Below are 26,451 nucleotides of genomic sequence, written 5' to 3' on the forward strand. Positions count from 1 at the left end.
GGCCCCGGTCAGCCGAGGAAGGCCCGGAGCAGCGCGGCGGTGCCGTCCAGGTGCTCGCCGACCGCCCGGCGCGCCCCCTCCGGGTCGCCGGCGCGGACCGCGGCGACGATGGCGCGGTGCTGCCGGCTGCTGTGCTCCAGGTTGCGGGCGAGGATGGGCATGGCGTTGAGCAGGTCGTTGATCCGCATCCGGGTGTCGGCCAGGGCCGAGGTGAGCGAGGCCGAACCGGTCAGCTCGGCCAGGGTCAGGTGGAAGACGGTGTCCAGGCGGCGGTAGTCGTCGGTGCAGGCGGAGTCCACCGCCGCCAGCCGGGCGCTCAGCAGCCGCTCGCCCTCCTCGCCCAGGCCGTCCTCGGCGAGCCGGACGGCCGCGCCGACCTCCAGCGCCCGGCGGAAGGTGAACAGGTCGTCCAGCGGGGCGTTCATCCGCTCCAGCACCCGCTGCGCCTCGGCCCTGCTCGGGCGCGGCGGGATGTAGGTGACGAAGGTGCCGCCGGCCCGGCCCCGGCGCGACTCCGCGTACCCCGCCTCCTGCAGCGCGCGGATGGCCTCGCGCAGGGTGATCCGGCTGACCCCGAGCCGGGCGGCCAGCTCCCGCTCGGGCGGGAACCGGTCGCCGCGGGCGACCACGCCGAGCTTGATCGCGGACAGCAGCCGCTCCACCGTCTCCTCGAAGGCGTTGCCGGTGCGCACCGGGCGGAAGACGGCCTCGGCCGCGGTCGCGCCGAGCCCGGCGGCCTCCGTCGGGACGTCCGGCTGGGACAACGTGCACCTCGCTGCTGGGAGTCTCGGGACGGGGCGGGCGGCCGCCGAAGGCGGCCGCTTCCAGCCTAGAACCGGATCGGAGGGCACCGGCGCCGGCCGCGCCCGACCGCGCGTCGAGCGCGCCTCGACCGCGCTCCGAGCCCGCGCCGAGCGTGCGTCGACGGTGCCGCGGAAAGGGCCCTCCCGTGCGGCGGCGCGGCGTGCGAGCATGGCGTCGAGGACAGGGCGTAGCCGGCCCGCCCGCGGCGGAGCGGGGGCGCCGGCCCAGGGAAGCGAGGCCACGATGGAACGGACCGCACAGCATCCGGCGGCCGGGAGGGCGACCGCCCTCACCGTGCTGGCCTGGGTTCTCCAGGTGCTCTGCTTCGCCGCGTTCGCGATGTTCGGATCGGGCAAGCTGCTGGGCTGGCCGGACCACGTCCAGGTCTTCGAGGAGATCGGGATGGGGCAGTGGCTGCGCTACGCGGTGGGCGCGGCCGAGGTGGCCGGAGCGCTCCTGCTGCTGGTGCCCAGGCTGGCCGGGCTGGCCGCGCTCGGCCTGGCGGTGATCGTGGTGGGCGCGGTCCTCACCCACCTGTTCATCCTGGTCGACTCCGGCTGGACGACGCCCGCGGTGCTCACCGTCCTCCTGCTGGCCGTCGCCTGGATCCGCAAGCGGGAGACGCTCTCCCTGATCGGTCGCTGAGCCCGGTGATCTCGGCGCTGCGGTCCCATCGGAGCGCTCCGACAGGGCCGCAGCGCCGAGACCGTCCGGGAGGGGCGGGGCTCAGAGCCAGCTCTTGACCTTCTCGACCAGGGCGACCGGGTCGTCGCCGACCGGGGTGACGTTGAGGTCGGTGACGCCGGCGGCGCGGAACGCCTCGACCCGCTCGCGGACGTAGGACTCCGGGCCGACCAGGTTGGTCAGCTCCAGCATCTCCTCCGGGACGGCGGCCGCGGCCTCGTCCTTCTTCCCGGCCAGGTAGAGGTCCTGGATCTTCTCCGCGGCCTCCTCGTAGCCGTACCTGCGGGCCAGGGTGTTGTAGAAGTTCCGGCCCTTGGCGCCCATGCCGCCGACGTAGAGCGCGATCATCGGGCGGACGAAGTCCAGCAGCTTCTTGGTCTCCTCGCCCTCGCCGATGGCGAGCATGCCGCCGGCGGCGATCTCCAGCGGGGCCAGCGAGGGGTCCCGGTCGGCCGCGCCGGCGCGCAGCGACCCGCCCCACACCTCGTCGGCCTTCTCCGGGATGAAGAAGATGGGCAGCCAGCCGTCGGCGATCTCGGCGGTCATCCGCACGTTCTTCTCGCCGAGCGAGGCGAGGTAGACCGGGACCGCGCTGCGCACCGGGTGGTTGATGATCTTCAGCGGCTTGCCCAGTCCGGTGCCCTGCTCCGGGGGGAGCGGCAGGGTGAAGACCCGGCCGTCGTGGGTGAGCCGCTCCTCGCGGGCCCACACCTTGCGGCAGATCTCCACCACCTCGCGGGTGCGGGCCAGCGGCCTGGTGTAGGGCACCCCGTGCCAGCCCTCGATGACCTGCGGCCCGCTGGCGCCCAGGCCGAGCACGGCCCGCCCGTCGGAGAGGTAGTCCAGGCCGGCGGCGGTCTGCGCGATCAGGGTGGGGGTGCGGGTGTAGACCGGGAGGATCGCCGCGCCGATCCGGACCCGCTCGGTGCGCGCCGCGATGTAGCCCATCAGGGTGGGGCTGTCGTAACCGTAGGCCTCGGCCACCCAGACGGTGTCCAGTCCGACCTTCTCCAGCTCCGCGACCTGCTCGACGGACTGCTTCGGGTCGCCCGCGTACTGCAGCGGCATGGAGATGCGCATGGTGCCTCCGTTGGGTCGTCTCGCCCGGGTCGGCGAAACTCTACAACCGAGCGGCGTTCGGTTCCGTGGCCGGGGTGGGGCGGCGCGCTGCCGGTCCGCCCCGGAGGGCCCGGCGCAGGAGAAGCAGAAGAAAAGGGCGCCGCCCCGCGGAGGGGGCGGCGCCCGGCCCCGGGCGCCTCAGCGGTGTGCGCCCGGGGAGTCAGGGGGGCAGGGGTCAGGCGTAGGAGTGCGCCTCGTCCGGGAAGGCGCCGGAGACGACCTCCTCGGCGAAGCCGCGGGCCGCCTCGGCCAGCGTCTCGTTCAGCGCGGCGTAGGTCTTGACGAACTTGGCCACCCGCGGGCTGAGGCCGGCCATGTCCTGCCAGACCAGCACCTGCGCGTCGGTGCCCGGCCCGGCGCCGATGCCCACCGTGGGGATGTTCAGCTCGCCGGTGATCCGCTCGGCCACGGCGTTGGGCACGCACTCCAGCACGACCGCGAACGCCCCGGCCCGCTCCAGCTCCTTGGCGTCGGCCAGCAGCTCGGCGGCCTGCTCGTCGCTGCGCCCCTGGACCCGGTAGCCGCCCAGGGTGTTGACCGACTGGGGGGTCAGGCCGATATGCCCCATCACCGGGACGCCGGCCGAGACCAGCGTCTCCACCTGGGGCACCATCCGGCGCCCGCCCTCCAGCTTGACCGCGTGCGCGCGGCCCTCCTTCATGAACCGGGCGGCGGTGCCCAGGGCCTGCTCGGGCGAGGCCTGGTAGGACCCGAACGGCAGGTCGGCGACGACCAGCGCGCGGGAGGTGGCCCGCTCCACCGCGGCGGTGAGCGGGACGAGCTCGTCCACGGTGACCGGGAGCGTGGACTCGTAGCCGTAGACGACCATCGCCGCGGAGTCCCCGACGAGCAGCACCGGGATCCCGGCCTCGTCGAAGACGCGCGAGGAGAGCGCGTCGTAGGCGGTGAGCATGGGCCAGCGCTCGCCGCGGGCCTTGGCGGCGGCGATGTCGCGCACGGTCACCCGGCGGGTGGACGTTCCCCCGTAGAGGGCGGGGGCGGACGTGGTGCTCATTATGCGTTCCTCCACTGTCTCGAAGCGCCTCTCGGCGTCCCCGGACGTTGTCGGTAACTTGTCGGCTCATCCTCGCACGGGCGGATATGCCGCTCTCCTCCCGGGGCAACGCGATCGCCCCTTTCGCCCATCCCGTCCGGCGCCGAGCCGGAGGTCACACCGGGCCGCCCGGCGGGTTCCCTAGGGAGGGCCGAGGCGCTCGGCGGCCTCCCTAAGGCCCATCTGAGCAGGAAAGATAGGGCGATCTTCGGATGGCGGGGCGCCTTTCTCAGCGCGATCGTGGTTCCTGAGAACGCATCGACCGGAACGGAACGAGGGACCGCGATGACCTTGCACCACGACCACATGGCCGAGCTCGCCCGGCAGAACCGCGAGCGCGCCGAGGCCGAGGCCGCCGCCGAGCGCGCCCGCAGGGAGCAGCGCCGCAGGGAGCGGCGCGGCCGGCGCCCCCGCCCCGATCCCGAGGGCCCGGAGGGCTCCGCACGGGGGCGCCGGGGCCGGTCCGGGTACGGGACGGCGGAGTGACGGCGGCCCGGTGCCCAGCGCGGGCGGGGCGCGGGCCCCGGCGCCCGGCCCGGGGCGGCCGCCCGCGCGCGGGCCGCCGCGGAGCAGAAGCGGGGTGAGCGCTCCGCCGGCGGAGCCCGGAATACTGGGCGCCATGGACAGAACCGACCGGGAATCCGCCTTCGTCGGCCGGGAGGCGGAGCTGGCGGCCCTCCGCGGCGACGCCCGGCGGGCGCTGCGGGACGGCGCCACCGCCGTGCTCGTCGCCGGCGAGGCCGGGGTGGGCAAGTCCCGCCTGGTGCGCGAGTACGCGGCCGGCTCGCCGATGCTCCGGACCGTCGCCGGGGGCTGCCCCGAGCTGGGCGTGGACGGGCTCCCCTTCGCCCCGTTCGCCACCGCGCTGCGCCGCCTGGTCCGGGAGGGGGCGGTCGAGACCGGGCCGCGCCCCGGCGAGCTGGCCCGGCTGCTGCCCGAGCTCGGCCCGGTCCCGGAACCCTCCGGCGAGGGCCGCGCCCGGCTGTTCGAGGAGGTCCTGGTCCTGCTGGAGAAGGCCGCCGGAGCCGGCGGCCTCACCCTGGTCCTGGAGGACCTGCACTGGTCCGACGCCTCCACCCGGGACCTGCTCGTCTTCCTGCTGGGCAACCTGGACGCCGCCCGGGTCCAGCTGATCGCCACGGTCCGCACCGACGACCTGCACCGCACCCACCCGCTCCGCCGCCTCCTCCCCGAACTGGAGCGGCTGGACCCGGTCACCCGGCTCGACCTGGCCCCGCTCTCCAGGGACGAGGTCGCCGACCAGGCCGCCGCGCTGCGCGGCGGGGCGCTCTCCGCCGGCGACGTGGACCTGGTCTACCAGCGCAGCGGCGGCAACCCGCTGTTCGTCGAGTCCTTCCTGGACCAATCGGACCTGGCCGGGGCTCCGGTGCCGGCCGGCCCCCGGGAGATGCTGCTCGGCGCGCTGCGCCCGCTGGACCGGACCGCGCTCTCGGTGCTCAAGGCGGCCTCGCTCACCGGGGACCGGGTCGACCACGCCCTGCTGGAGGCCGTCTGCGAGCTGCCCGCGGACCGGTTCGACGCCGCGGTGCGCGCCGCGGTGGACGCCAACGCGCTGCACCCGCTGGCCGAGGGGTACAGGTTCCGGCACGCGCTGCTCGCCGAGGCGGTCCAGGAGGACCTGCTCCCCGGCGAGCGCATCCGGCTGCACCTCCGCTACGCCGACGCGCTGGCCGCCGGCGTCCCCGGGATCGACGACGGGCGCGCCGCCGCCATGCTCGCCCACCACGCCTACGCCGCCCACGACCTGCCGCGGGCGCTGGAGAGCGCCTGGCGCGCAGCCGAGGCGGCCCGGCGCGCCGCGGCCGCCCCCGAGCGGCTCGCCCTGCTCGACCGGGTCCTGGAGCTGTGGGAGCGGGTCCCCGACGCCGCGGAGCGGATCGGCCGGTCCCACGCCGAGGTGCTCTGCGCCGCCAGCGAGACCGCGAAGGCGCTGGACAACCCGCGGCGCGCGCACGACTACGCCGACACCGGGCTGCGGACCCACGCCCGGTGGCTGGACACCGGGATGTGCCCGGTGCGGGCCTCCCGGGAGATCCCGGAGCAGGACGCGGTGGCGATGGGCATGCTGCTGTACGCCCGGGGCCAGGCGGCCCGGGAGATGTCCCGGGACGGCGCCCTGGAGGACTTCGGCGAGGCGCTGACCGTGCTGCCGGACCGGCACCCGCTGCGCCCCGCGGTCACCGCGGCGATGGCCGCCACGCTGTCGGTGCGCGGCCACGACGAGGAGGCCGAGCGCACGGCCGCGGCCGCGCTGCTGCGCGCCCGCGAGGCCGGGGACGTGCACACCGAGGCCGACGCCCTGATCACCCTGGGCGGGGCCCGCTCCAACAGGGCCGGCGGCGAGCCCGCCCTCGACCCGCTCCGCCAGGGCACCGAGCTGGCGCGGCGCAGCGGGGACATGCCCACCGAGCTGCGCGGGATGAACAACACCGCGGCGGTGCTGAACGACGCGGGCCGGATCGCCGAGGGGCTGCGGCTGAACCGGGCGGCGCTGGAGCGCGCCGCCGAGCTGGGGGTGTCCCGCACCCGCGGCGGCGGCTTCCTCAACGGGCTGGCGATCGGCCTGCTCAACTCCGGGAAGGTCGGCGAGGCGGCGACGCTGCTGCGCAGCGCGCCCCCGGCGGCCAACCCGCGCACCCAGGGGCGCCGGCACGACCTGCTGGCCCAGATCGAGCAGGTGCGCGGGTCGGTCTCCGGGACCGCCCGCGAACTGGACGCCGTCCACCGGTGCTACCCCGACGAGGCGGTGGCCGAGATCGAGTTCGTCGGGGTGCGGCTGCTCCAGGCGTGGGTCGACGCGGAGCAGGGGAGGCCGGCCCGGGCGGTGGAGGGGGTCACCGCGCTGATGGAGCGGGAGCGGCCCTGGCTGCGCGGGTTCCGGCTGGCGATGTGGCTGTTCGACGCGGCCGAGGTCTGGCGGCTGCTCGACGAATCGGGGCGCGGGGGCGGCGGGCCCGACGGAACGGTGGACCGGCTCCGCGAGGTGCTGCGGGAGCGCGCCGTGCCGCTGGGCGACGGCGCCGGCATGGGGGTGTTCGGCCGGATCTCGCTGGGGCTGGCGCTGGGCGTCCTCGGCGGCCGCACCGAGGAGGACGACGCGCTGCGGCGCCGCACCATCGGGTGGCTCCGCTCCTCGGAGCTGCGGCTGTGGCTGCCTGCCGCGCTGCTCTGCCGGGCCCGCAACCTGCTCCCGGGCGCGCGGGAGGAGGCGGAGCCGCTGGTCCTGGAGGCGCACGCGCTCGCCGCGGAGATGGGCGCGGGCCGGTACCTGCGGGACGCGGTGCGGCTGATGGAGGAGCACGGGATCGCCCTCCCCGCGCCGGCCGGGCCGGAGGGGGCGGCGGAGCCGGGCGCCCCGGAGGCGGCGGAGCCGGGCCGGGACGGGCGGGCGGCCGGTCCGCTGGCCGCGCTCACCCCGCGTGAGCTGGAGGTCCTGCGGCTGGTGGCGCACGGCCGAACCAACCGGGAGATCGCCGCGGAACTGGTCATATCCGTCAAAACAGTGAGCGTCCACGTTTCGAACGTGCTGGCCAAGCTCGGTGTTTCGAATCGGAATGCGGCCGCCCTGAAAGCGCGCGATTCCGGACTGGAGTGAACGGGGAAGCCAATTGTCCCTTTCAAAGGGGCGCCGGGCGTAAGTTACCGATCCGTTTTCGAGGTAGGGTGTAGCGCTCCGGGAGGTCTCCGGATTTCCCAGCTCCAAGCGGTGAAGAGTGCCGGTCCGAGCCCCTGTGACTCGCGCGCCGAATGCAATAGGCTGTTCCGGCGACGGCGGAAGGGTTCGATTTCCTTGACCCGGGACGACTTGCGCCAGGAAGGAATTCCGCAGTGAGTGGGCACCCCTCCGATATGACCGAGGTGCCGGTCCCCCGACCGGCCGATCACGGCGGTGCCGCGGAACGCGGCGGACCCATCCGCACCATGCTCGTCGATGACCACGCCTTCTTCCGGCGCGGGCTGGCCTCCGTCCTGGAAGAGGAGCCCGACATCGACGTCGTCGGGGAGTGCGGCGGCGGGGAGGAGGCCGTCGGCCGGGCCGCCGCGCTCGCCCCCGACGTGGTGCTGATGGACGTGTGGATGCCGCGCGGCAACGGGATCGAGGCCTGCGCGGCCATCCGGCGGCGCCTGCCCAGAGCCAAGATCACCATGCTCACCATGAGCGACGAGGAGGACGACCTGTTCCAGGCGCTCAAGGCCGGCGCCGACGGCTACCTGCTCAAGGAGATCTCCGTGGACGAGCTGCCCGACGCGGTCCGCGCCATCGCCGACGGCCAGTCGTTCATCAACGCCTCCATGGCCACCAAGCTCATCGGGGAGTTCACCCAGCTGGCCAAGCGGGACGCCGCCGCGGCCCGCCCCGCGGCCCCGCAGCTCACCGCCCGGGAGACCGAGGTGCTCCGCCTGGTGGCCAGGTGCCTGAACAACCGCGAGATCGCCGACGAGCTCTTCATCTCCGAGAACACGGTGAAGAACCACATCCGCAACATCCTGGAGAAGCTCCAGCTGCACTCGCGCACCGAGGCCGCGGTCTACGCGGTCCGGGAGAAGGTCGTCGAAGTGGAGTGAGGGAGCGGGCCGGAACCCCCTCGGGCGGGGTTCCGGCCCGCTCCTTACCCCTGCGCCCGGTCCTGTGCCCGGCGCGGCGCCGTCACAGCGTCGGCAGGTAGCGCTGGAGCTCGTACGGCGTCACCTGGCGGCGGTAGGACTCCCACTCCGCCCGCTTGTTGCGCAAGAAGAAGTCGAAGACGTGCTCGCCCAGGGTCTCGGCGACCAGTTCGCTGCCCTCCATCGCCCGTATCGCCTCGTCCAGGCTCTGCGGCAGCGGCGCGATGCCCATCGCCCGGCGCTCGGCGTCGGTCAGCGCCCACACGTCGTCCTCGGCGCCCGGAGGCAGGTCGTAGCCCTCCTCGATGCCCTTCAGCCCGGCGGCCAGGATCACCGCGTAGGCCAGGTAGGGGTTGCAGGCGGTGTCCAGCGAGCGGAACTCGATCCGGCTGGAGTTGCTCTTGGTGGGCTTGTACATCGGCACCCGCACCAGCGCGGAGCGGTTGTTGTGGCCCCAGCAGATGTAGGCGGGCGCCTCGCCGCCGGCACCGGCCGAGGCGGCGGCGTTGTCCCACAGCCGCTTGTAGGAGTTGACCCACTGGTTGCACACCGCGGTGATCTCCGCGGCGTGCCGCAGCAGCCCCGCGATGAAACCCCGCCCCACCTTGGAGAGCCGGTACTCGGCGCCCGGCTCGTGGAACGCGTTCCGCTCGCCCTCGAACAGCGACATGTGGGTGTGCATGCCCGAACCGGGGAACTCGGTGAACGGCTTGGGCATGAACGTGGCGTAGACGCCCTGCTCCAGCGCGACCTCCTTCATCACCAGCCGGAACGTCATGATGTTGTCCGCGGTGGTGAGCGCGTCGGCGTAGCGCAGGTCGATCTCCTGCTGGCCCGGGCCGCCCTCGTGGTGGCTGAACTCCACCGAGATGCCCATGGCCTCCAGCATGTTGATGGCGTTGCGCCGGAAGTCGTGCGCGCTGTTGTGCGGGGTGTGGTCGAAGTAGCCGCCGGAGTCGTTCGGCTCGGGGAACTCGCCCGGGGCGGGCATCTTCTTCAGCAGATAGAACTCGATCTCGGGGTGGGTGTAGAAGCTGAACCCGAGGTCGGACGCCTTGCTCAGCTGGCGCTTGAGGACGTGCCGCGGGTCGGCGTAGCTGGGCGAGCCGTCCGGCATCAGGATGTCGCAGTACATCCGCGCGGTGCCGTGCGGCTCGTTCCGCCACGGGAGCACCTGGAACGTGGTCGGGTCCGGCTGGGCCAGCATGTCGGCCTCGTAGACGCGGGCGAAGCCCTCGATCGCCGATCCGTCGAAGCCGATGCCCTCGGTGAAGGCGGCCTCCAGCTCGGCGGGGGCCACCGCCACCGACTTGAGGTAACCGAGCACATCGGTGAACCACAGGCGGACGAACCGGATATCGCGCTCCTCCAGCGTCCGGAGCACGAATTCCTGCTGTCGATTCACGGTTCACCTTCCTCGTCGATCGTCGGTGCCGGGCCGCGCGGCCCCCGGTCCGGGCCCCGGCGGGACGGCACCCCCTCCAGTCTGCCGGGTATACGTTTCCGGCGCATTAACGCAGGTGGGCAATGTGGAAAGGGGGTCCGTCGGCATTATCACAGGCCCCACGGGAAACGTGCGACACGGCGCCCGGCGGGCCGGGCCCGCGCCGGGTAGGCTCAGGGCGTGGCACAGCTGAGAATCGCATTGGCACAGGTCAACCCGGTCGTCGGCGACCTGGAGGGCAATTGCCGCCTGGTGCTGGACACCGCCCGCGAGGCGGCCGCCGCCGGGGCGCACCTCGTCGTCTTCCCGGAAATGGTGGTCACCGGCTACCCGGTGGAGGACCTGGCGCTGCGCAACTCCTTCGTGTCCGCCTCGGTCAAGGCGGTGCACGCGCTGGCCGCGCGGCTCGCCGAGGAGGGCCTGGGCGAGCTGCCGGCCGTGGTCGGCTTCCTCAACCGCCGCGAGGGCGTGGGCGCCCGGTTCGGCCAGCCCGCCGGCGCCCCGCAGAACTCCGCCGCGCTGCTGCACGGCGGCGAGGTGCGGCTCATCTCCGCCAAGCACCACCTGCCCAACTACGGGGTCTTCGACGAGTTCCGGAACTTCGTCCCCGGCGACGCCCTGCCCGTGGTGCGGGTGCGCGGCGCCGACATCGCCTTCGCCATCTGCGAGGACCTCTGGCAGGAGGGCGGCCCGGTCACCGCGGTGCGCGCGGCGCGGGCCGGGATGCTCATCACGCTCAACGGGTCGCCCTACGAGCGGGCCAAGGACGACGTCCGGCTGGAGCTGTGCCAGCGCCGGGCCCGGGAGACCGGCGCCGCGGTGGGGTACGTGAACATGACCGGCGGCCAGGACGAGCTGGTCTTCGAGGGCGACTCGCTCATCGTCGACGCCGACGGCGAGCTGGTGGCGCGCGCCCCGCAGTTCACCGACGCGCTGCTCGTCACCGACCTGCGGCTGCCCGACGCCCCCGACCCCGCCCCGGAGGCGGACCGGGTGGACGGGGTCCGCATCGTCCGGTACACCGTCTCCGCCCGCCCGGTGGCGCCCTACGAACCGGAGCCGCCGCTGGTCGCGCCCCGCCCCGACCCGATCTCCGACACCGGCGAGGTCTACCGGGCGCTGGTCACCGGCCTCCGCGACTACGTGCGCAAGAACGGCTTCCGCAGCGCCCTGGTCGCGCTCTCCGGCGGCATCGACTCGGCGCTCACCGCCACCATCGCCGTCGACGCCCTGGGCGCCGGGAGCGTGCACGGGCTGCTGCTGCCCAGCAAGTACTCCAGCGACCACTCGGTCGCCGACGCCGAGGAGCTGGCCGCGCGGCAGGGCGTGCGCACCCGCACCCTGGCGGTGCAGCCGATCGTGGACGCCTTCGGCGAGGCCGTCGGGCTGGACGGGCTGGCCGCGGAGAACCTCCAGGCCCGGGTGCGCGGCACGCTGCTGATGTCGCTCTCCAACCAGGAGGGCCACCTGGTGCTGGCCACCGGCAACAAGAGCGAGCTGGCCACCGGCTACTCCACCCTCTACGGCGACTCGGTCGGCGGGTACGCGCCGATCAAGGACTGCTGGAAGACCCTGGTCTGGGAGCTGGCCGAGTGGCGCAACGAGCAGGCCCGCGCCGAGGGCGCCACCCCGCCGATCCCGGAGAACTCCATCACCAAGCCGCCCAGCGCCGAACTCCGCCCGGACCAGCTGGACACCGACTCGCTGCCCGACTACGAGCTGCTCGACGCGCTGCTGGACGCCTACATCGGCACCGACAAGGGGCTGCGCGAACTGGTCCACGACGGGTTCGACCCGGCGCTGGTCGAGCGGGTGATCCGGCTGGTCGACCGGGCCGAGTACAAGCGCCGCCAGTACCCGCCCGGCACCAAGATCAGCTCCCGCAACCTCGGCCGGGACCGCCGGCTGCCGATCACCAACCGCTGGACGCCTTAGACCGCCGCCGGGAGAAGCCCGCCCCCACGCGATGATCTTGGCGTCGCGGCCCTGTCAGAACGCTCTGACAGCCGTCGAGATCATCGGGAAAGAGCGGGCGGCGGGCACCGGCGAGGCCCGGCCGGACGGGGCCGCCGCCTGCGCCGCCGCCTGGCGCCGAGGGCGCGGCGGTGCCAGACTTCCCGGTATGACCGCCATCGCGCAGCGCTACCGGGACCGGGCCGACGCCTTCCAGCGGAGGATCGAGGGGACCGGGGACGGGCAGTGGCACCGGCCGTCCCCGTGCGAGGGGTGGTCGGCACTGGACGTGGTCGGCCACGTCGTCGACATGCACGAGGCCATGCTGCGGCCGCTCGGCCGCACGCTCGGCCCCGCGCCCGCCGCGGCCGACGACCCGCTCGCCGCCTTCCTGTCCGCCCGCGCCGACGTCGAGGCCGTGCTCGCCGATCCCGCGCTCGCCGCGGCCCCCTGCGACACGCCCGCCGGCACGGTGTCCGCGGAGCGGCACATCGACGAGGTGCTCAGCGACGACATCGTCCTGCACTGCTGGGACCTGGCCAAGGCCACCGGGCAGGACGCCGACCTCGACCCCGGCGACGCGGCCGCGCTGTGGGCGCGGGTGAACGCGGTCCCCGCCGAAACGATGGAGCGGCTGCGGACGCCGGGGGCCTTCGGCGAGGGCGTCGAGGTGTACGGCCCCGAGGTGGGGGTCCCCGGGGAGGCGTCCCTGCAGGACCGGCTCCTCGGCGCGCTCGGCCGGGACCCGGGCTGGTCGCCGGGGCACGGCGGCTGACCTGTCGGCCGCTTCCGGCCCGTTTCCGTCCGGCCGGACCCCGGATCGTTGCTGGGAGAAACCGCCGCTCAGCCCGAGGTGCTCTGGGGTTCGGCCAGGCCCAGTTCGCGGGCGCGGGCGCCGGCGGCGGCCCGGTTGGCGACGTCGAGCTTGGCGAGGATGTTGGACACGTGCACGCTGGCCGTCTTGGCGCTGATGAACAGCTCGGCGCCGATCTCGGCGTTGGTGCTGCCGCGGGCCAGCAGGCGCAGCACCTCGACCTCGCGCGGGGTGAGCCCGGAGGGGCGGGCCGGGGGCGCACCGGAGGACGCGTCCAGCGGCAGGCCCAGGCGCCGGGCCAGGTCCTCGGCGCGGTTGCGCAGCACCGGCGCCCCGCAGTCCTTGGCCAGTCCGGCGGCCTCGCGCACCTCCTCGGCGCTGCGGTCCCGGTCGCCGTCGGCCGCCGCCCGGGCCTCGGCGGACCGGAGCAGGGCGTCGGCCAGCCGCAGCCGCAGCGGCAGCGGCCGCCACAGCTCCACGGCCTCCTGCCACAGCCGGGCCGACTCGGCCGGCGAGGCACCGGACACCTCGCTCAGCCGCGCCGCCACCGTGGCCTGCCGGGCCCGGGTCACCGGGCCGCGGAGCGGCATCACCCCGATGTTCCGGTCGACCACCGCGCGCAGCCCCGCCGCGCCCTCCGCGGTGACCCTGCGGTCGGCGGCGGAGACCGCCAGCACCTCGGCGAACAGGTCGAGCATCTCCCAGCCGTAGCCGGGCGAGGTGGTGAAGTCGCCGCTGGAGAGCGCGGTCCGGGCCAGTTCCGCGGCCTCGGCGACCTCCCCTTCGGCCAGCAGCAGCTCGACCCGGGCGGTCACCGAGAGCTGCACCGCCTGCATGTGCGGCTGGCCGAACGGGTCGAGGTCCTCCAGCAGGACGCCCGCGCGGCGCGCCGCCGCCAGGTCGCCCCGGGCCAGGGCCGCGCGGACCAGCGAGGTGGCCAGGTAGATGCGGATCTTCGGGGGAGGGGAGAGCGCCTCGCCCCTGCGCGCCCACTCCTCGCACTCGGCCAGGTCGCCGGTCTCCCAGTAGGTCTCGGCCAGGTTGGAGGCGGCGAACGGGGCGCCGCTGTTGGACTGCCCCATCCGGCGCAGCCGATCCAGCGCCTCCAGCAGCAGCTCCACCGCTTCGCCGTGCCGGCCGAACTCGCGCAGGTAGTGCGCGAGCACCGAGTGGTTGCTGGTCTCCACGGTGGACTCGCCCAGCTCCCGGGCGAGCCGGGCGCCGCGCTCCATCGCGCTCCGCCCGGCCTCGAAGTCGCTCTCGTTGAACAGCGCCGAGCCGATCGAGCTGAGCGCGTCGGCCTCGGCGCAGCGGTCCCCGGTGCGCCGGGCGGCGTCCAGCGCGGCCTGCGCCAGCGCGTGCTGGGAGAGCCGCAGCCGCCTGTTCACCACCCCGGGGCCGGGGGCGCCGTCCTGCTCGGGGACGTCGAGCAGGCGGCGCAGCACCGGGTGCTCGGCGGGGTCGACGTCGGGCGCGCGCATGCACCCGCGGGCCAGCAGCGAGAGCAGCATCGCGTAGCCGGGGGCGTCCGGCGGGAAGACCTCCAGCGCGCCGAACAGGTCGTCCATCGCCCTGCGGTCGGCGGCGTCGTAGCGGGCCTGGGCGCGGCGGCGCAGCAGCAGGCCGCGCTTGGCCTGGACCCCGGTGCCGCCCTCGGCGGGCAGGTCGCGCAGGCCCTCCTCGCACAGCTCGATGGCGCGCAGCGGGTCGCCCTTCTCCAGGGCGGCGTCGGCGGCCCGGTTGAGCACCGCGAACCGGTCGTTGCCCTCGGTGCGCTCGGCGGCGTCGGGGACCCGGTCCCACAGCTCCAGCACCCGCTCCAGCATCCGGAGCTCCTCTGCGTGGGCCAGCTTGCGGCCGGCGTAGACCGCGGCCCACCAGGAGGCGCTGAGCGCGCGCGGCAGCTCGTGCGCGGCGTGGTAGTGGTGCGCCTGCTCGGCGGCGAGCCGGTGCGCCGGGACCGCGTCGGGCAGGGCGTCCAGCGCCTCGGCGAAGGCGAGGTGCAGCCGGGTGTGCCGGCCGGGGAGCAGATCGGCGTGGACGGCCTCGCGCAGCAGCGCGTGCCGGAACCGGAACCCGCTCTCGGTGGGGTGCAGCACGTTGGCGTCGACCACGCTGCGCAGCGCCGCGTCCAGCTCGCCGTGGGGCAGCCCGCAGACGTGCGCGAGCAGCTCGTGCTCGACGTGCCCGCCGCTGACCGCGCCCACGCTGGCGGTGCGGACCACGTCGGCGGCGCGCTCGTCCAGCCGGCGCAGCGCGGAGAGCAGCATCTCGCGCGGGCGCTCGGGGACGGGGGAGTCGAGCAGCATCGGCTGCTCGGCCAGCGACTCCACGAACAGCGCGTTGCCCTGGGACCGGGAGTAGAGCGCCTCGGCCTCGGCGCCGCTCAGCGGGGCGCCGCGGATCGCGCCGGCCAGCTCGGCGGCCTCCTCCGGGGTGAGCGGTGCCAGGTCCAGCCGCTCGACGTCGGGCAGCCGCTCCAGTTCGGGCAGGAGCGGGCGGAGCGGGTGGTCGCGGTGGAGCTCGTCGCTGCGGTAGGTGGCCACGATCTGCACCGGCGCGGTGTCCAGGCTGCGGACCAGGAAGACCAGCAGGTCGCGGGTGGCGCTGTCGGCCCAGTGCAGGTCCTCCAGCACGACGGTGAGCCCTTCGGTGCCGGCGGCCGCGGTGAGCAGCAGCAGGATCTGCTGGAAGAGCAGGCCGCGGGCGTCGCGCCGGTCGTCGGGGACCGCGCCGAGCTCGGGGAGGAGGCGGGGGAGTTCGCTGCCGCCGCCCGCGGCGGTGGTCAGTTCGGGGCCGTGCATCCGGATCAGCTGCCGCAGCACGGTGACGAAGGGGGCGAACGGGAGGCCGTCGACGCCCAGCTCCAGGCAGCCCCCCGCGATGAGCCGGCCCTCCGGGACGTGCCGGGCGAACTCGGTGAGCAGGCGGGACTTGCCCATCCCCGCCTCGCCGCCGACGATGATCGTCCCGGTCTTGCCGGAGCGGGTGCGCTGCGTGTGGTCGAGCAGGATGCTGAGTTCCGCTCGCCGGCCGACGAGCTCGTGGCGGATGCCAGGGGTGGACATGATGCCCATTATGGCGGCCGTGTGGGGTTTCATGCCTGATTTTCGTTCTGCGCGGGGGCGAACCGGGCCGCTCCGCCGGAACGGAGCGGCCGGACGGGCCGTGCAGGCCCGCCCGGCCGGGTGTCCGCCGGGGCTCCGGCCGCCGGTGCGGCGGCCGCGCGGCCGGTCACTTCTCCGAAGGGGTGCGCGGGGCCGGCATCCAGCTCTCCGCGGCACCGGCGCCGCCCAGGTAGCGCAGGAGCGTCTCCAGGCCGGCGCGGGGCCGGCCCCCGCCGGGGCCGTCGCCGGCGGGCTCGGTCACCGCGGGCCCGGTCCGCCGCGCCTCGCGCATCAGGTCGGCGACGCGCTCGCGGGCCAGGTCGTTGATCAGGGCGCTGTGCATCATCGTGGTCCCTCCCGGTGGGAGCGGCGCGGGTCGCCGTTCCGGTGTGGTCCCAGATTCGTTCTAAGACGGGGGGAGGGGCATCGGACGGATGCCTTATATCCGGCCGGGGCCGGCATGAGGCGGCGGCTAAGACGCCCGGCGGACTAAGACCCCCCGGGGCGGGACGGCCCCTGCCGGGTGCGGGCATCCGATGCGGGCCGCCCGGGCGTGTCACTCTCCGTCACGGTCACGTTGTGAGTACTTATCGAGTGTGCAGGTCCGCCGAGTCGGCGGCGGCCCATGCTCCGAGGGGGTGCGGCGAGGGTGGCCGAGCGGGTGCGAAGGAACGCCGTTCGCGGGACGGCGGCGCTGGTGGTGGCGGTATCAGCAGGGGTCTCCGGGGGAGGTGCGGCCTGGGCGGGAGTCGGTTCGGAGGGGCTCTCCGTGGACGTGACCGACGGGGTGGACCGGCTGGAGCCGGGCGGCGAGGCCGAGTACGTCGTCACGCTCCGCAACGAAGGCGGGGAGGCGGTGGAGGACGTCCTGCTCTACCTCACCCTGGCCCCGGAGCTCGAGCTCGTGGAGACCGACGGGGAGCGGCCCTCCGACTCCGGGCGCCCGGCGGACGGCGTCGCGTTCTGGCGGGTCGACCTGGAACCGGGGGAGAGCGCCACCGGACGCGTCACCGGGAGGCTGGACTCGGCGGAGGGCGCCCCCTGGCGGGTCGCGACCACGGCCTGCGCCGGCCTCGACCGGGACGCCCCGCCGCTGGCCTGCGCCACCGACGCCGACCTGCGGCCCGACCCGGCGAAGGCCGGCGCCGCCGCGGTCCCCTCCGGGCCGGCCCGGCCGGGGATCGAGGAGGCCGTCGTCGGCGGCGCCTCCATCGCCCTGCTGGCCGTCGGCGCGGTCGGCTACGCCCTGTGGCGCCGCCGCGAACTGAAGAAGTTCGACGAGGGGTGGTGACCGGGGCCGGGGCCGCCGGGACCCCGGCCCGGGATCGGGGCCGGGCCGGGCGGGGCGTGCCCGGCCCGCCTCCGGCAGCGCGGGGGAGGAGCCGGCGGGGCGGTGCAGGGGCCGGTGCGCCGGCCCCCGGCCCGGCGGGCGGGAACTCCGCGCCGGGCTCCGGCGTCGTGCCTCATGGCGCCCCTGCGGGGCCGCCGGGCGGGTGCATCGCCGTTACCCGGCTGTGCCGCCGTCACGACGTTTTGCCACTACAAGGTGTAGTAGCGTCTGGGGCATGGCTTTCATTCACTCGCTCCTCGTGTTCCTCCACCTTCTCGGCATGGCGGGGATCATCGCCGGCTTCCTGATGCAGGTCGCGACCGACAGCATCAAGGCGCCCAAGGCGATCCTGCACAGCTCGCTGCTGCAGCTGGTCACCGGACTGGTGCTGGTCGGGCTGGCCGAGATGGGCGACGGCGCCGTCGACCACGTCAAGATCGGGGTCAAGCTGGTCGTGGCGATCGCCGTGACGGTCGTGGCGGTGCTCAACGTCCGCAAGCCCGCCACCCGCCTCGGCATCATCGCCGGCGCGCTGGCCGTGCTGAACGTCGCCGTCGCCGTCTTCTGGCAGTGACGTCCGCACCCTCCGCGCACGCAGCAGGGCTCCGCCCGGAACCGGCCCCGCCGGGGCCGCGCACCGGAGGAGCCGCCCGAGGCGCCCGCCCACCGGCGGGCGCCTCGGTCATGTGCGGGGGCGGGAGGGCGCTCGCCGGCCCCCGCCCGGTTCAGTCGTCGTAGAAGACCCGCTCCATCACCGCGCGGGCGCGCCGGGTGGCCTGGCGGTAGTCCTGCAGCAGCCGGGCGGCGGGGCCCTCCCCGTCCTCGTCGCCGCCGTAGCCCAGCGCCCCGGCGAGGACGGCCGCCTCGCGGGTGTCGGAGGGGATCGAGTCGCCGGCGCGCCCCCGGACCAGCATGATCGCGCCGCGCACCCGGGCCGCCAGCCGCCAGGCGACCTCCAGGGTGCCGCAGTCCTCCGGGTCCAGCAGCCCCTCGTCCACCGCGGCCTGCAGCGCGGGCAGGGTGCCGGTGGTGCGCAGCGCCGGGACCCGGTGCGCGTGCCGCAGCTGCAGCAGCTGCGCCACCCACTCCACGTCGGACAGCCCGCCCCGGCCCAGCTTGGTGTGGAGCGTAGGGTCGGCGCCGCGGGGCAGCCGCTCGGCCTCCATCCGGGCCTTGAGCCGGCGGATCTCCAGCACCTCGGCGTCGCCCACCCCGCCCTCGGGGTAGCGCACCGGGTCCACCAGCTCGACGAAGCGCCCGCCCAGCTCGGCGTCGCCCGCGACCGGCTCGGCGCGCAGCAGCGCCTGCCACTCCCAGGCCGACGCCCACCGCCGGTAGTAGGCGGCGTAGGAGTCGAAGGTGCGCACCAGCGGGCCGCTGCGGCCCTCCGGGCGCAGGTCGGCGTCGACCGGCAGCGGCGGGTCCGCCGCCGGCATCTCCAGCAGCCGGCGCAGCTCGCGCACGAGCATCTCGGCGTGCCGGCCGGCGACCGCCGGGTCGGCGCCGGGCAGCGGGTCGTGCACGAACATCACGTCGGCGTCGCTGGCGTAGCTCAGCTCCCGGCCGCCGAACCGGCCCATGCCGATCACCGCCATCCGGGTCCGCGGCTCCTCGCCCAGCTCCTCGGCGACCACCCGGCCGGCGGCCTGCAGCGCGGCGTCGACGGTCACCCGGGCGATCGCGGTCAGCGCCCGCCCCACGGAGTCGATCCCGGAGACCTCCAGCAGGTCGGCGGCGGCGGTGCGGAACAGCTCCCGGCGGCGCAGCGCGCGCACCGCGGCGACCGCGGTCTCCATCGAGTCGTGCCGGCGCAGCGCCGCGGCGGCCTCGGCCTGCAGCAGCTCGGTGGGGCGCGGCTCCAGGTCGGCGTCGTCGTCCAGGATCGCGACCGCCTCCGGGGCGCGGAGCAGCAGCTCGGTGGTGTACCGGCCGGTGCCCAGCAGCCGCGCCATCCGCTCGGCCACCCGCACGTCGTCGCGGAGCAGCCGCAGATACCACGGCGTGGTGCCGAGGGCCTCGCTGACCTGCCGGAACCCCAGCAGGCCGGCGTCCGGGCGGGGCGCGTCGGAGAACCAGCCGAGCATCACCGGGAGCAGGGTGCGCTGGATCGCCGCCCGCCGGGAGACCCCCGAGGTCAGCGACTCCAGGTGGCGCAGCGCCCCCGCCGGGTCGGCGAAGCCCAGCGCCTCCAGCCGCTGCCCGGCCTGCTCGGCGCTGAGCCGGACCCCGTCCTCGGGCAGCCGCGCCACCGCGTTGAGCAGCGGCCGGTAGAACAGCTTCTCGTGCAGCCGCCGGACCTCGCCCGCGGTCCGCCGCCAGGCCGCCGTCACGTCGGTCACCGGGTTCGCGGTGTGCCCCAGCGCCCGGCCCAGCCGACGCAGCGCGTCCTGCCCCGCCTCGGTCCGCCCGTCGGGCAGCAGGTGGGTGCGGCGCAGCCGGTGCATCTGCAGCAGGTGCTCCACGTCCCGCAGGAAGCGGTAGGAGGAGGCCAGCCCGGCGGCGTCGGCGCGCCCCACGTAGCCGCCGGCGGAGAGCGCCTCCAGCGCGGACAGGGTGTTGCCGGAGCGCAGCGTCTCGTCGGCCCGGCCGTGCACCAGCTGGAGCAGCTGGACGCTGAACTCGATGTCGCGCAGGCCCCCGGGGCCGAGCTTGAGCTCCCGGTTCGCCTCGGCCGCGGGGATGTGCGCGACCACCCGCCGCCGCATGGCCTGCACGTCGTCCACGAAGTTGGGGCGGCCCGCCGCGCTCCACACCATCGGCGCGATCGCCTCGGCGTAGGCGGCGCCGAGGGCGGCGTCGCCCGCGATCGGGCGGGCCTTGAGCAGCGCCTGGAACTCCCAGGTCTTGGCCCACCGCTCGTAGTAGGCGATGTGCCCGGCCAGCGGCCGGACCAGCGGCCCGTTCCGGCCCTCCGGGCGCAGCGCGGGGTCCACCTCCCACAGGGTGCCCTCGCCGTCGGTGTCCGCGGGGATCGCCATCATCCGCGAGGCCAGGCGGGTGGCGGAGGCCATCGGATCGCCGTCCCCGGGGGCGTCCTCGGCGGGCTCGGCGACGAACACCACGTCGACGTCGCTGACGTAGTTCAGCTCCCGGCCGCCGCACTTGCCCATGCCGATCACCGCGATCCGGCAGGCGGCGGCGTCCTCGGGCGCCTCGGCCCGGGCGATGGCCAGCGCGGCGTCCAGCACCGCCGCCGCCAGGTCGGCCAGCTCCGCGCCGACCTCGGCGACGTCGGCCGCCCCGGTCAGGTCGCGCCCGGCCAGCCGGAGCACCCGGCGGTGGTAGGCGGCGCGCAGCGCGGGGGCCGGCCCCTCGGTCCCGAACGCCTCCGGGGCGGCGGCGGGGGCGGCGGAGTTGGGGTCGGCGCCCACGGTGTGCAGCAGGCCGGCGCGGAGCTCGGCGGGGGAGGGGGTGCGGGCGGCGTCCGGGCCGCACAGCTCCCGCCAGTCGCCCGGGTGGCGCACCAGGTGGTCGGTGAGCGCGATGCTCGCCCCGAGCACCGCGGTCAGCCGGGCGCGCAGGTCCGGGTCGGCGGCCAGGGCCTCCAGCAGTTCGGAGCCCTCCCCGGAGCGCTCGATGATCCGGGTCAGCCCGGTCAGCGCCTGGTCCGGGTCGGCGGAGGCGCCGAGCGCCTCCACCAGCTCGGGGTTGTCCCCCGGGTCGATCCCGGCACCGGAGAACAGGCGCAGTGCCCGCGCCCCGTCCCCGAAGCCCTGCCGGGCCAGGGCACCCGCCGTCATTGAGAGTCCGTCGCGCGTCGCCACGGGACAACGTTAGCCCGTCGGCACCGGACGCCGGCGGGGCGGCCCGCGCCCGCCGCCGCGGCAGGGGACCGGGGCCGGCCGCCCAGCGGAATGAGATAAGTTGAACTTCTGTTCAACTAGTCGCCCGGCGCCGGCGCCGCCGGAGTCCGCGCCGCCGAAGGACGAGGGAGAGGAGGGGCCGTGCCCCCGCTGCTGCTGCTCGCCGTCGCGATCGTCGCCGAGGTCACCGGGACGATCTCGCTGAGGTTCTCCGAGGGGTTCACCCGGCCGCTGCCGTCGGTCGTCACCGTGCTGGCCTACGGGGCCGCGTTCTGGATGCTCGGGGCGGCCCTCAAGCAGGGGATGCCGGTCGGGGTCGCCTACGGGATCTGGGCGGCGGTCGGGGTGTCCCTGGTCGCGATCATCGGCGCGGTCTTCCTGGGGGAGAGCCTCAGCTGGATCCAGGTCGGCGGGATCGCCCTGGTCATCGCCGGGGTGCTGGCCCTGGAGACGGGCGGTGCGCACTGATGGGGGAGGCGGTCGACGGCCGCCGCGCCCGCGGCGAGCGGCGGCGCGCGGAGCTGCTCGCGGCGACGCTGCGGGTGGTCGCCCGGGACGGCGCGGCCAAGGTCACCCACCGGGCGGTCGCCAAGGAGGCGGGCGCGCCGCCGAGCTCGGCCGTCTACTACTTCGCCACCATCGACGACCTCCTCGTCGCCACCCTCACCGAGGCCACCGAGGACTACCTGCGCCGCCTCCGCGAGGCCCTGCACGCCGGGGACGACCCGGTGCGGGCGCTGGGCGGGGTGCTGTCCGACGGCTGCCGCCCCGGCGGCCGGGAGCGCGTCCTCGCCGAGTTCGAGCTCTCCCTGCTCGCCGCCCGCCGGCCGTCGCTGCGCCCCGTCGTCCGCCGCTGGAACGACCTGGTGGCCGGCGTCGCCCGCCGCTACACCGACGACCCGGTCGCGGTCCGGGCCGCGGTCGCCGCCGCCAACGGCCTCTCCATGGAGGCGCTGCTCGCCGAGGAGGACGTCTCCGCCGAGGAGATGGCCGCGGTGCTGCGGCACGTACTGGGAGCCGGAGCCCCCGCACCGGAGGAGCCCGGCGCGGACTGACCCCGCCGGGCCCCGCCGGCCGACCGGGTGCGGGCGTACCGCCGGAACGCCGGAGGGTGCGGGGCGGAAGGGCCCCCGAGGCCGCCCGGCAGGGGGCGCGCCGGCACCCGGGCGGAGGTCACACCCGGCCGGCGCCCCACCCCGGCGGGGCGCGCCGCCGAGGGCTGAGATGATGTGTCACGCCATGTCGGACGCCCGGTACCCGCTCGCCGTAGCCGTGCCCAGGGCCGCGATGTTCGCGGCCGTGTGCACGGCCGTCGCGCTGCTCGGGCACGTCGCCGCCGGGGCGCCCGGGCCGGACGCCGGCGTCTTCGCCGCCGCCTGGGCGGGCCTCACGCTCCTCGGCACACCGCCGGCCCGGGCACCGCGCTCGGCCCCGGCGCTCATCGCCGGCGTCCTCGGCGCCCAGCTCCTGCTCCACCTCTTCTTCACCCTGGCCGCGGGCCCGCTGCCGGCCGGCGGGCTGCTCCCCGCCGCCGAGCACATGTGCTCCGGCGGGGCGGAGCACGGCGGCGGCACCGGGATGCTCGCCGCCCACCTGTGGGCCGCGCTGGTCACCGGCTGGTGGCTGGCCGGCGGCGAAGAGGCGCTGTGGACGCTGCTGCACCGGCTCCGGGCCGCGCTGGACGCCCCTCCCGCCGCCCCGGCGCCGCTGCTCGCCGCCCCCGCGGCGCGGGCCCTCCCGGCGCCGGCCCCGGGGCTGCGCCCGCGCATGCTCCGGCACGCCCTGGACGGGCGCGCGCCGCCGCTCGCGCCCCGGCCGCTCCGCGCGGCCCGCTGAGCAGTCCCGACCCCACGGGCCCCGGCCTCCGCCGACCGCGCGGACGCGCCGGCGCGCCCGCACGAGCACGAGAGAACGAGCATGCGCACAACCCTGACCACCGCCGCGGCGGGCGCGGCGGCGGCCGTCCTGCTGGCCGGCTGCGGCGGCCCGCAGGCCGCCACCGGCGACGACTCCCCCTACAACGGCAGCGAGGTGCAGGGCGCCTTCACCCTGCCCGACGCCGACTTCACCGACTCCAAGGGCGAGGAGTACAACCTCAGGGAGGACTCGGCCGGCGCCTACACCGCGGTCTTCTTCGGCTTCACCAACTGCCCGGACATCTGCCCGACGACCATGGCCGACATGGCGCAGGCCGTCGCCGAGCTGGACGAGGCGGAGCGGGACCGGCTCAACGTGGTCTTCGTGACCGCCGACCCGGACCGGGACGACCCGGAGCTGCTCGACATGTGGCTGAGCAGCTTCGACCCCTCCTTCACCGGGCTCAGCGGCGACCTGGAGACCACCGACGCCGCAGCCTCCGAGCTGGGCATCTCCATCGACCGCCCGGAGGAGGAGGACCGCAAGGGCGACTACCAGGTCGGCCACGGCAGCCAGGTGCTGCTGTTCTCCCCGGAGGGCGAGTCGGAGCTGATGTGGCGCTACGGGACCGGCCCGGACGCCATCGCCGAGGACTTCGGCGCGCTGCTGGACGAGGAGGGCGCCTGATGCCCGCCGCCACCGCGCGCACCGCCGCCGCGGCGACCGCCGCCCTGGCCGCGGCCCTGCTGGCCGGCTGCTCCGGCGGAGCCCCGGAGATCAGCGCGACCGGCGCCACCGTCCGGGTGCCCAGCAACCCCGACGTCACCGCCGGCTACCTGACCGTCGAGAACACCGGCGGCGCCGACGACATCCTGACCGGCGTCACCACCGACGCGGCGGAGGAGGTCCAGATGCACGCCACCGTGGAGGAGGACGGCACCACCTCCATGGAGCAGCGCTACGAGGTCCCGGTCCGGGCCGGCGAGAGCGTCGAGTTCGCCACCGGCGGGCTGCACCTGATGCTGATGGACCCCGGTGAGCTGGAGGCGGGCGACACGGTGCGGCTCACCCTCTCCTTCGCCGAGTCCGGCGACGTCACCGTCGATGCCGAGGTGGAGGACGTGATGGCCGGCACCGGCGGAGGCGGCGCGGAGGACATGGAGGACATGGACCACTCCGGCCACGGCGGCTGACCCCGGCGGCACCGGCGCCCCCGGAGCCGCCGCGCACCGCCGCCGGTGCGCCCCCGCCTCCCGGGCCGGGGCGTACGGGCGGCGGGCCGGGCGCCGTTCGCTTCAAGGGCGCCGTCTCCGAGGCGATGGCCTTGGCGGTCCGGCCCTGTCAGAGCGCTCTGACAGGGCCGGACCGCCGAGATCGCCGGGGAGCGGGGCGGTCACATGCGCTCGGCGGGCGGTGCCGGGGCGCCGGTCACCGGGCAGGGGAGGTCCTCCCAGCGGTTGGGGCAGCAGACCACCGCGGCGGTGAACCCGTCGCCGTCCTGCAGCCAATGCGCGCACACCAGGTCGGTGCCCTGGTCCAGGGAGTCCAGCCAGAACCCCTTCCGGGCCCGCGGGGCGTACCACTCCGGCCGCTCGGTCCGGATCCGCGGGAAGACCGCCCGGTACCGGGCCGCCAGCCAGGCGACGGCCTCGGCCGGGTCCTCCCAGGTCCCCTCGACCATCGACGCCGGCTTCAGCAGCCACCAGCAGACCCGCTGCGGCGGCAGCGGCGACAGCCCGAAGGCGGGGTGGTCGGGGTAGGTCTCCGGGACCCGGTACTGCCGCTCCTCCCCGGACCCCTGCCAGAGATAGCCGTGGTAGTGCATGCGACGCCCGCCTCAGCGGGGCCCGGGGGCAGGCCCCTGCTCGGGCCCGGCCTCCGCGCCGGCCGGGCCGTCCCGATCCGCGGGGCGCACCCCGGGCGCGGCCGCCGCGCGGCGCGCCCGGTGCGTCCCATACCTCCGTTCTCACCCCTCGGCGCGGCGGTCAACCCCGGGTCACCGCGCGCCGGTCTTCTCCAGGAGGCGGTCGGCCAGCTCCAGCATCCGGTCGGCGTCCTCGGCGAGGTACATCAGGTCGACGAAGACGTGCTCCACCCCGGCCTCCCGCTCGGCGGCCAGCGCCGCTTCGGCGATCTCGGCCACCGAGACGGAGCGCGCGGGGTTGATCCGCAGGACCGCGTCGACGGAGGACGGGTCGCGCCCCTGCCGGGCGGCCTCCTCGCGGATGGCGGCCAGCGGCCCGGCCACCACCTCGGCGGGGTCGGCGCGCCCGGGCAGCACCGCCACCGGGAGCCAGCCGTCCGCCCGCCGGGCCACCCGCCGCAGCGCACCGGGGGCGAAGGCGCCGAGGTAGATCGGCGGGCGGGGCCGCTGGACCGGCTTGAGGTCGACGTGGCTCTCCGGGACCTCCCACAGCTCGCCCCGGTACTCGGCCGGGCCGTCCGACCAGAGCTCCTCCAGCGCGTCCAGGCACTCGTCCAGGCGCCGGCCGCGCTCGCCCATCGGCACCCCGGTGGCCCGGTACTCCTCCGGGGACCAGCCGGTGCCCAGGCCGGGGAGGAGGCGGCCGCCGCTGATCCGGTCGATCGCGGTGAGCGAGCGCGCGAGCACCGCCGGGGGATACCACGGGGCGTTGAGCACGCTGGTGCCCAGCAGCGCCCGCTCCGTCGCGCCGGCGGCGGCGGTGAGCAGCACGAACGGGTCGAGCGCCGAGCGGAACTGCGGCGGCAGGGTGTCCGAGCCGCCGTAGCCGACGCTCGGGTGGACCGGGGCGAGCAGCCGGTCGCCGGCCCACAGGCTGGCCGCCCCCATCCTCTCCGCCTCCCGGGCGAACCGCGCGGCCTCCTCCGGCCGGTGCGCGGCGGCACCGAACTGGGGGAGGGCGAATCCCAGTCGCATAGTGACTCTCCTCGGTGATCCGGTTACCGTACGCGGCAACCGTACGCGCGGTGCCCGGGCGCCCGCCGGGCGGGCCCCGCGCCCCGGCGCGCGCCCTCGCCCCTTCCCGATGATCTTGACGCTGCGACCCTGGCAGAGCGCCTTGTCGTCAATTGGCCGCTGCAATGAGGAACAGCGAGGAACTCGGGGAGGGGCGAGGGACGGAGGGACGGGAAGATGCCCCGACCGAGCGCGGCGCCCCACGGGGGGAGGATTCGAGCGGGCGGCGAGGGCAGGGGTGGGGGCCGGCCGGTCGGTCGGGCGCGGCGCCCCGCGGAGTGAAGGTTCAGGCGGGCGGCGAGGGCAGGGGTGGGGGCCGGCCGGTCGGTCGGGCGCGGCGCCCCGCGGAGTGAAGGTTCAGGCGGGCGGCGAGGGCAGGGGTGGGGGCCGGCCGGTCGGTCCGGCGCGGCGCCTCACGGAGCGAAGGTTCAAGCAGGCGGCGACGGCACCGGTGGGGGCGGGGTGCAGGTGGTCGCCCGGGCGCGGCGCCTCACGGGGTGGGGTTCAAGCGGGCGGCGAAGGCGGCGGTGGGGACCGGCCGGTCGGTCCAGTGCGGCGGAGCAGAGCGAGGCGGCCGGGGCGGGTAGGGGGGCGGGTTCACCGTGCCCGCGTCGTCCGAGCGCCGGGGCCGGCTGCCCTTGAAACCGCTGCACCTCTCTGACCTGCGTGAATACACACGGTGATGGTGGTGGGGGGTGCCCTGCGCACCGCGAGAGCACCCCGGTGATTCCTGGGCGCGCATCCCGGCCCGGATCGGCTCTCGGGAGGCCCGATTGGCCCTGATCGGGCTGGTGATCGGGGTTCGAGCCGCCCGGAAGGCCGGGATGTAGGGGGCCGGAACCCGAGCAGGGGCGATGTGGGGGCGAGATGTCGCTTTTGTTTCCCTGGGAGGTCTCGCTTTGGCCACTCTGGGTGACC

At 75.8% G+C, this 26,451-nt stretch carries 22 protein-coding genes; 13 read left to right on the forward strand and 9 right to left on the reverse strand.

The window, feature by feature from the left end; translation table 11 throughout:
• Positions 1 to 8 precede the first annotated feature (8 nt).
• Positions 9 to 764 (reverse strand): FadR/GntR family transcriptional regulator, encoded by a 756-nt coding sequence (locus D459_RS0100535; protein WP_017591026.1) that lies wholly within the window; start codon positions 762 to 764, stop codon positions 9 to 11.
• Positions 765 to 1,047: 283 nt separating this feature from the next.
• Here D459_RS0100535 and D459_RS0100540 point away from each other — a divergent pair, with 283 nt between their 5' ends.
• Complete coding sequence (locus D459_RS0100540) at positions 1,048 to 1,449, forward strand: DoxX family protein (protein WP_017591027.1); 402 nt, start codon at positions 1,048 to 1,050, stop codon at positions 1,447 to 1,449.
• Between the two features lie 81 nt (positions 1,450 to 1,530).
• Here the strand turns inward: D459_RS0100540 and D459_RS0100545 are convergent, their stop codons facing one another.
• A complete protein-coding gene (locus D459_RS0100545) occupies positions 1,531 to 2,568 on the reverse strand; it encodes an LLM class F420-dependent oxidoreductase (RefSeq protein ID WP_017591028.1) in 1,038 nt (345 codons plus the stop codon).
• Positions 2,569 to 2,782: 214 nt separating this feature from the next.
• The gene (gene panB, locus D459_RS0100550) at positions 2,783 to 3,625 is read right to left on the reverse strand and encodes a 3-methyl-2-oxobutanoate hydroxymethyltransferase (RefSeq protein WP_193790217.1); all 843 of its coding nucleotides are present in this window, start codon (positions 3,623 to 3,625) and stop codon (positions 2,783 to 2,785) included.
• A 321-nt stretch (positions 3,626 to 3,946) separates the two neighbouring features.
• On the opposite strand from panB, the gene D459_RS36055 reads away from it, so the two are divergent.
• The 3 genes from D459_RS36055 to D459_RS0100565 all read left to right on the forward strand — a co-directional run bounded on the left by D459_RS36055 (position 3,947) and on the right by D459_RS0100565 (position 8,248).
• Entirely contained in the window at positions 3,947 to 4,147 is a 201-nt protein-coding gene (locus tag D459_RS36055; RefSeq protein WP_017591030.1) for a hypothetical protein, read from the forward strand.
• 133 nt (positions 4,148 to 4,280) lie between these two features.
• On the forward strand, positions 4,281 to 7,277 hold the full coding sequence (locus tag D459_RS37280) for a helix-turn-helix transcriptional regulator (RefSeq protein WP_017591031.1): 2,997 nt from the start codon (positions 4,281 to 4,283) through the stop codon (positions 7,275 to 7,277).
• 233 nt (positions 7,278 to 7,510) lie between these two features.
• Positions 7,511 to 8,248: a response regulator gene (locus D459_RS0100565; RefSeq protein WP_026119928.1), complete on the forward strand. Its 738-nt coding sequence runs from the start codon at positions 7,511 to 7,513 to the stop codon at positions 8,246 to 8,248.
• Positions 8,249 to 8,330: 82 nt separating this feature from the next.
• On the opposite strand, the gene D459_RS0100570 is transcribed toward D459_RS0100565, so the two are convergent.
• A complete protein-coding gene (locus tag D459_RS0100570; RefSeq protein ID WP_026119929.1) occupies positions 8,331 to 9,692 on the reverse strand; it encodes a glutamine synthetase family protein in 1,362 nt (453 codons plus the stop codon).
• Positions 9,693 to 9,911: 219 nt separating this feature from the next.
• On the opposite strand from D459_RS0100570, the gene D459_RS0100575 reads away from it, so the two are divergent.
• The gene (locus tag D459_RS0100575; protein WP_026119930.1) at positions 9,912 to 11,666 is read left to right on the forward strand and encodes an NAD+ synthase; all 1,755 of its coding nucleotides are present in this window, start codon (positions 9,912 to 9,914) and stop codon (positions 11,664 to 11,666) included.
• A 187-nt stretch (positions 11,667 to 11,853) separates the two neighbouring features.
• A complete protein-coding gene (locus D459_RS0100580) occupies positions 11,854 to 12,459 on the forward strand; it encodes a TIGR03086 family metal-binding protein (protein WP_017591035.1) in 606 nt (201 codons plus the stop codon).
• A 68-nt stretch (positions 12,460 to 12,527) separates the two neighbouring features.
• Here D459_RS0100580 and D459_RS0100585 read toward each other — a convergent pair whose 3' ends face one another.
• Complete coding sequence (locus D459_RS0100585; RefSeq protein WP_338044387.1) at positions 12,528 to 15,566, reverse strand: helix-turn-helix transcriptional regulator; 3,039 nt, start codon at positions 15,564 to 15,566, stop codon at positions 12,528 to 12,530.
• A 166-nt stretch (positions 15,567 to 15,732) separates the two neighbouring features.
• Positions 15,733 to 15,951, reverse strand: a complete 219-nt coding sequence (locus D459_RS0100590; RefSeq protein ID WP_017591037.1) for a hypothetical protein — start codon at positions 15,949 to 15,951, stop codon at positions 15,733 to 15,735.
• Positions 15,952 to 16,374: 423 nt separating this feature from the next.
• On the opposite strand from D459_RS0100590, the gene D459_RS0100595 reads away from it, so the two are divergent.
• Both D459_RS0100595 and D459_RS0100600 read left to right on the forward strand, forming a co-directional pair.
• Complete coding sequence (locus D459_RS0100595; protein ID WP_017591038.1) at positions 16,375 to 16,896, forward strand: COG1361 family protein; 522 nt, start codon at positions 16,375 to 16,377, stop codon at positions 16,894 to 16,896.
• A 274-nt stretch (positions 16,897 to 17,170) separates the two neighbouring features.
• A complete protein-coding gene (locus D459_RS0100600; RefSeq protein ID WP_017591039.1) occupies positions 17,171 to 17,509 on the forward strand; it encodes a hypothetical protein in 339 nt (112 codons plus the stop codon).
• A gap of 151 nt (positions 17,510 to 17,660) precedes the next feature.
• Here the strand turns inward: D459_RS0100600 and D459_RS0100605 are convergent, their stop codons facing one another.
• On the reverse strand, positions 17,661 to 20,675 hold the full coding sequence (locus D459_RS0100605; protein ID WP_017591040.1) for a bifunctional [glutamine synthetase] adenylyltransferase/[glutamine synthetase]-adenylyl-L-tyrosine phosphorylase: 3,015 nt from the start codon (positions 20,673 to 20,675) through the stop codon (positions 17,661 to 17,663).
• A 204-nt stretch (positions 20,676 to 20,879) separates the two neighbouring features.
• Here D459_RS0100605 and D459_RS0100610 point away from each other — a divergent pair, with 204 nt between their 5' ends.
• From D459_RS0100610 to D459_RS0100630, 5 genes are all read left to right on the forward strand, one after another.
• Positions 20,880 to 21,206, forward strand: a complete 327-nt coding sequence (locus tag D459_RS0100610) for a DMT family transporter (protein WP_017591041.1) — start codon at positions 20,880 to 20,882, stop codon at positions 21,204 to 21,206.
• Positions 21,206 to 21,793: a TetR/AcrR family transcriptional regulator gene (locus D459_RS0100615; protein WP_017591042.1), complete on the forward strand. Its 588-nt coding sequence runs from the start codon at positions 21,206 to 21,208 to the stop codon at positions 21,791 to 21,793. Before D459_RS0100610 ends, D459_RS0100615 begins: the two co-directional genes overlap by 1 nt.
• 184 nt (positions 21,794 to 21,977) lie before the next feature.
• The gene (locus D459_RS0100620) at positions 21,978 to 22,574 is read left to right on the forward strand and encodes a hypothetical protein (RefSeq protein ID WP_017591043.1); all 597 of its coding nucleotides are present in this window, start codon (positions 21,978 to 21,980) and stop codon (positions 22,572 to 22,574) included.
• Positions 22,575 to 22,655: 81 nt separating this feature from the next.
• Entirely contained in the window at positions 22,656 to 23,282 is a 627-nt protein-coding gene (locus D459_RS0100625; RefSeq protein ID WP_017591044.1) for an SCO family protein, read from the forward strand.
• On the forward strand, positions 23,282 to 23,788 hold the full coding sequence (locus D459_RS0100630) for a copper chaperone PCu(A)C (protein WP_017591045.1): 507 nt from the start codon (positions 23,282 to 23,284) through the stop codon (positions 23,786 to 23,788). Before D459_RS0100625 ends, D459_RS0100630 begins: the two co-directional genes overlap by 1 nt.
• A 200-nt stretch (positions 23,789 to 23,988) precedes the next feature.
• On the opposite strand, the gene D459_RS0100635 is transcribed toward D459_RS0100630, so the two are convergent.
• Positions 23,989 to 24,420 (reverse strand): hypothetical protein, encoded by a 432-nt coding sequence (locus D459_RS0100635; protein ID WP_017591046.1) that lies wholly within the window; start codon positions 24,418 to 24,420, stop codon positions 23,989 to 23,991.
• Between the two features lie 171 nt (positions 24,421 to 24,591).
• A complete protein-coding gene (locus tag D459_RS0100640) occupies positions 24,592 to 25,494 on the reverse strand; it encodes a TIGR03619 family F420-dependent LLM class oxidoreductase (RefSeq protein WP_017591047.1) in 903 nt (300 codons plus the stop codon).
• Between the last annotated feature and the right edge of the window lie 957 nt (positions 25,495 to 26,451).

It is taken from the genome of Nocardiopsis potens DSM 45234 (assembly GCF_000341105.1).
Lineage (GTDB): Bacteria > Actinomycetota > Actinomycetes > Streptosporangiales > Streptosporangiaceae > Nocardiopsis_A > Nocardiopsis_A potens.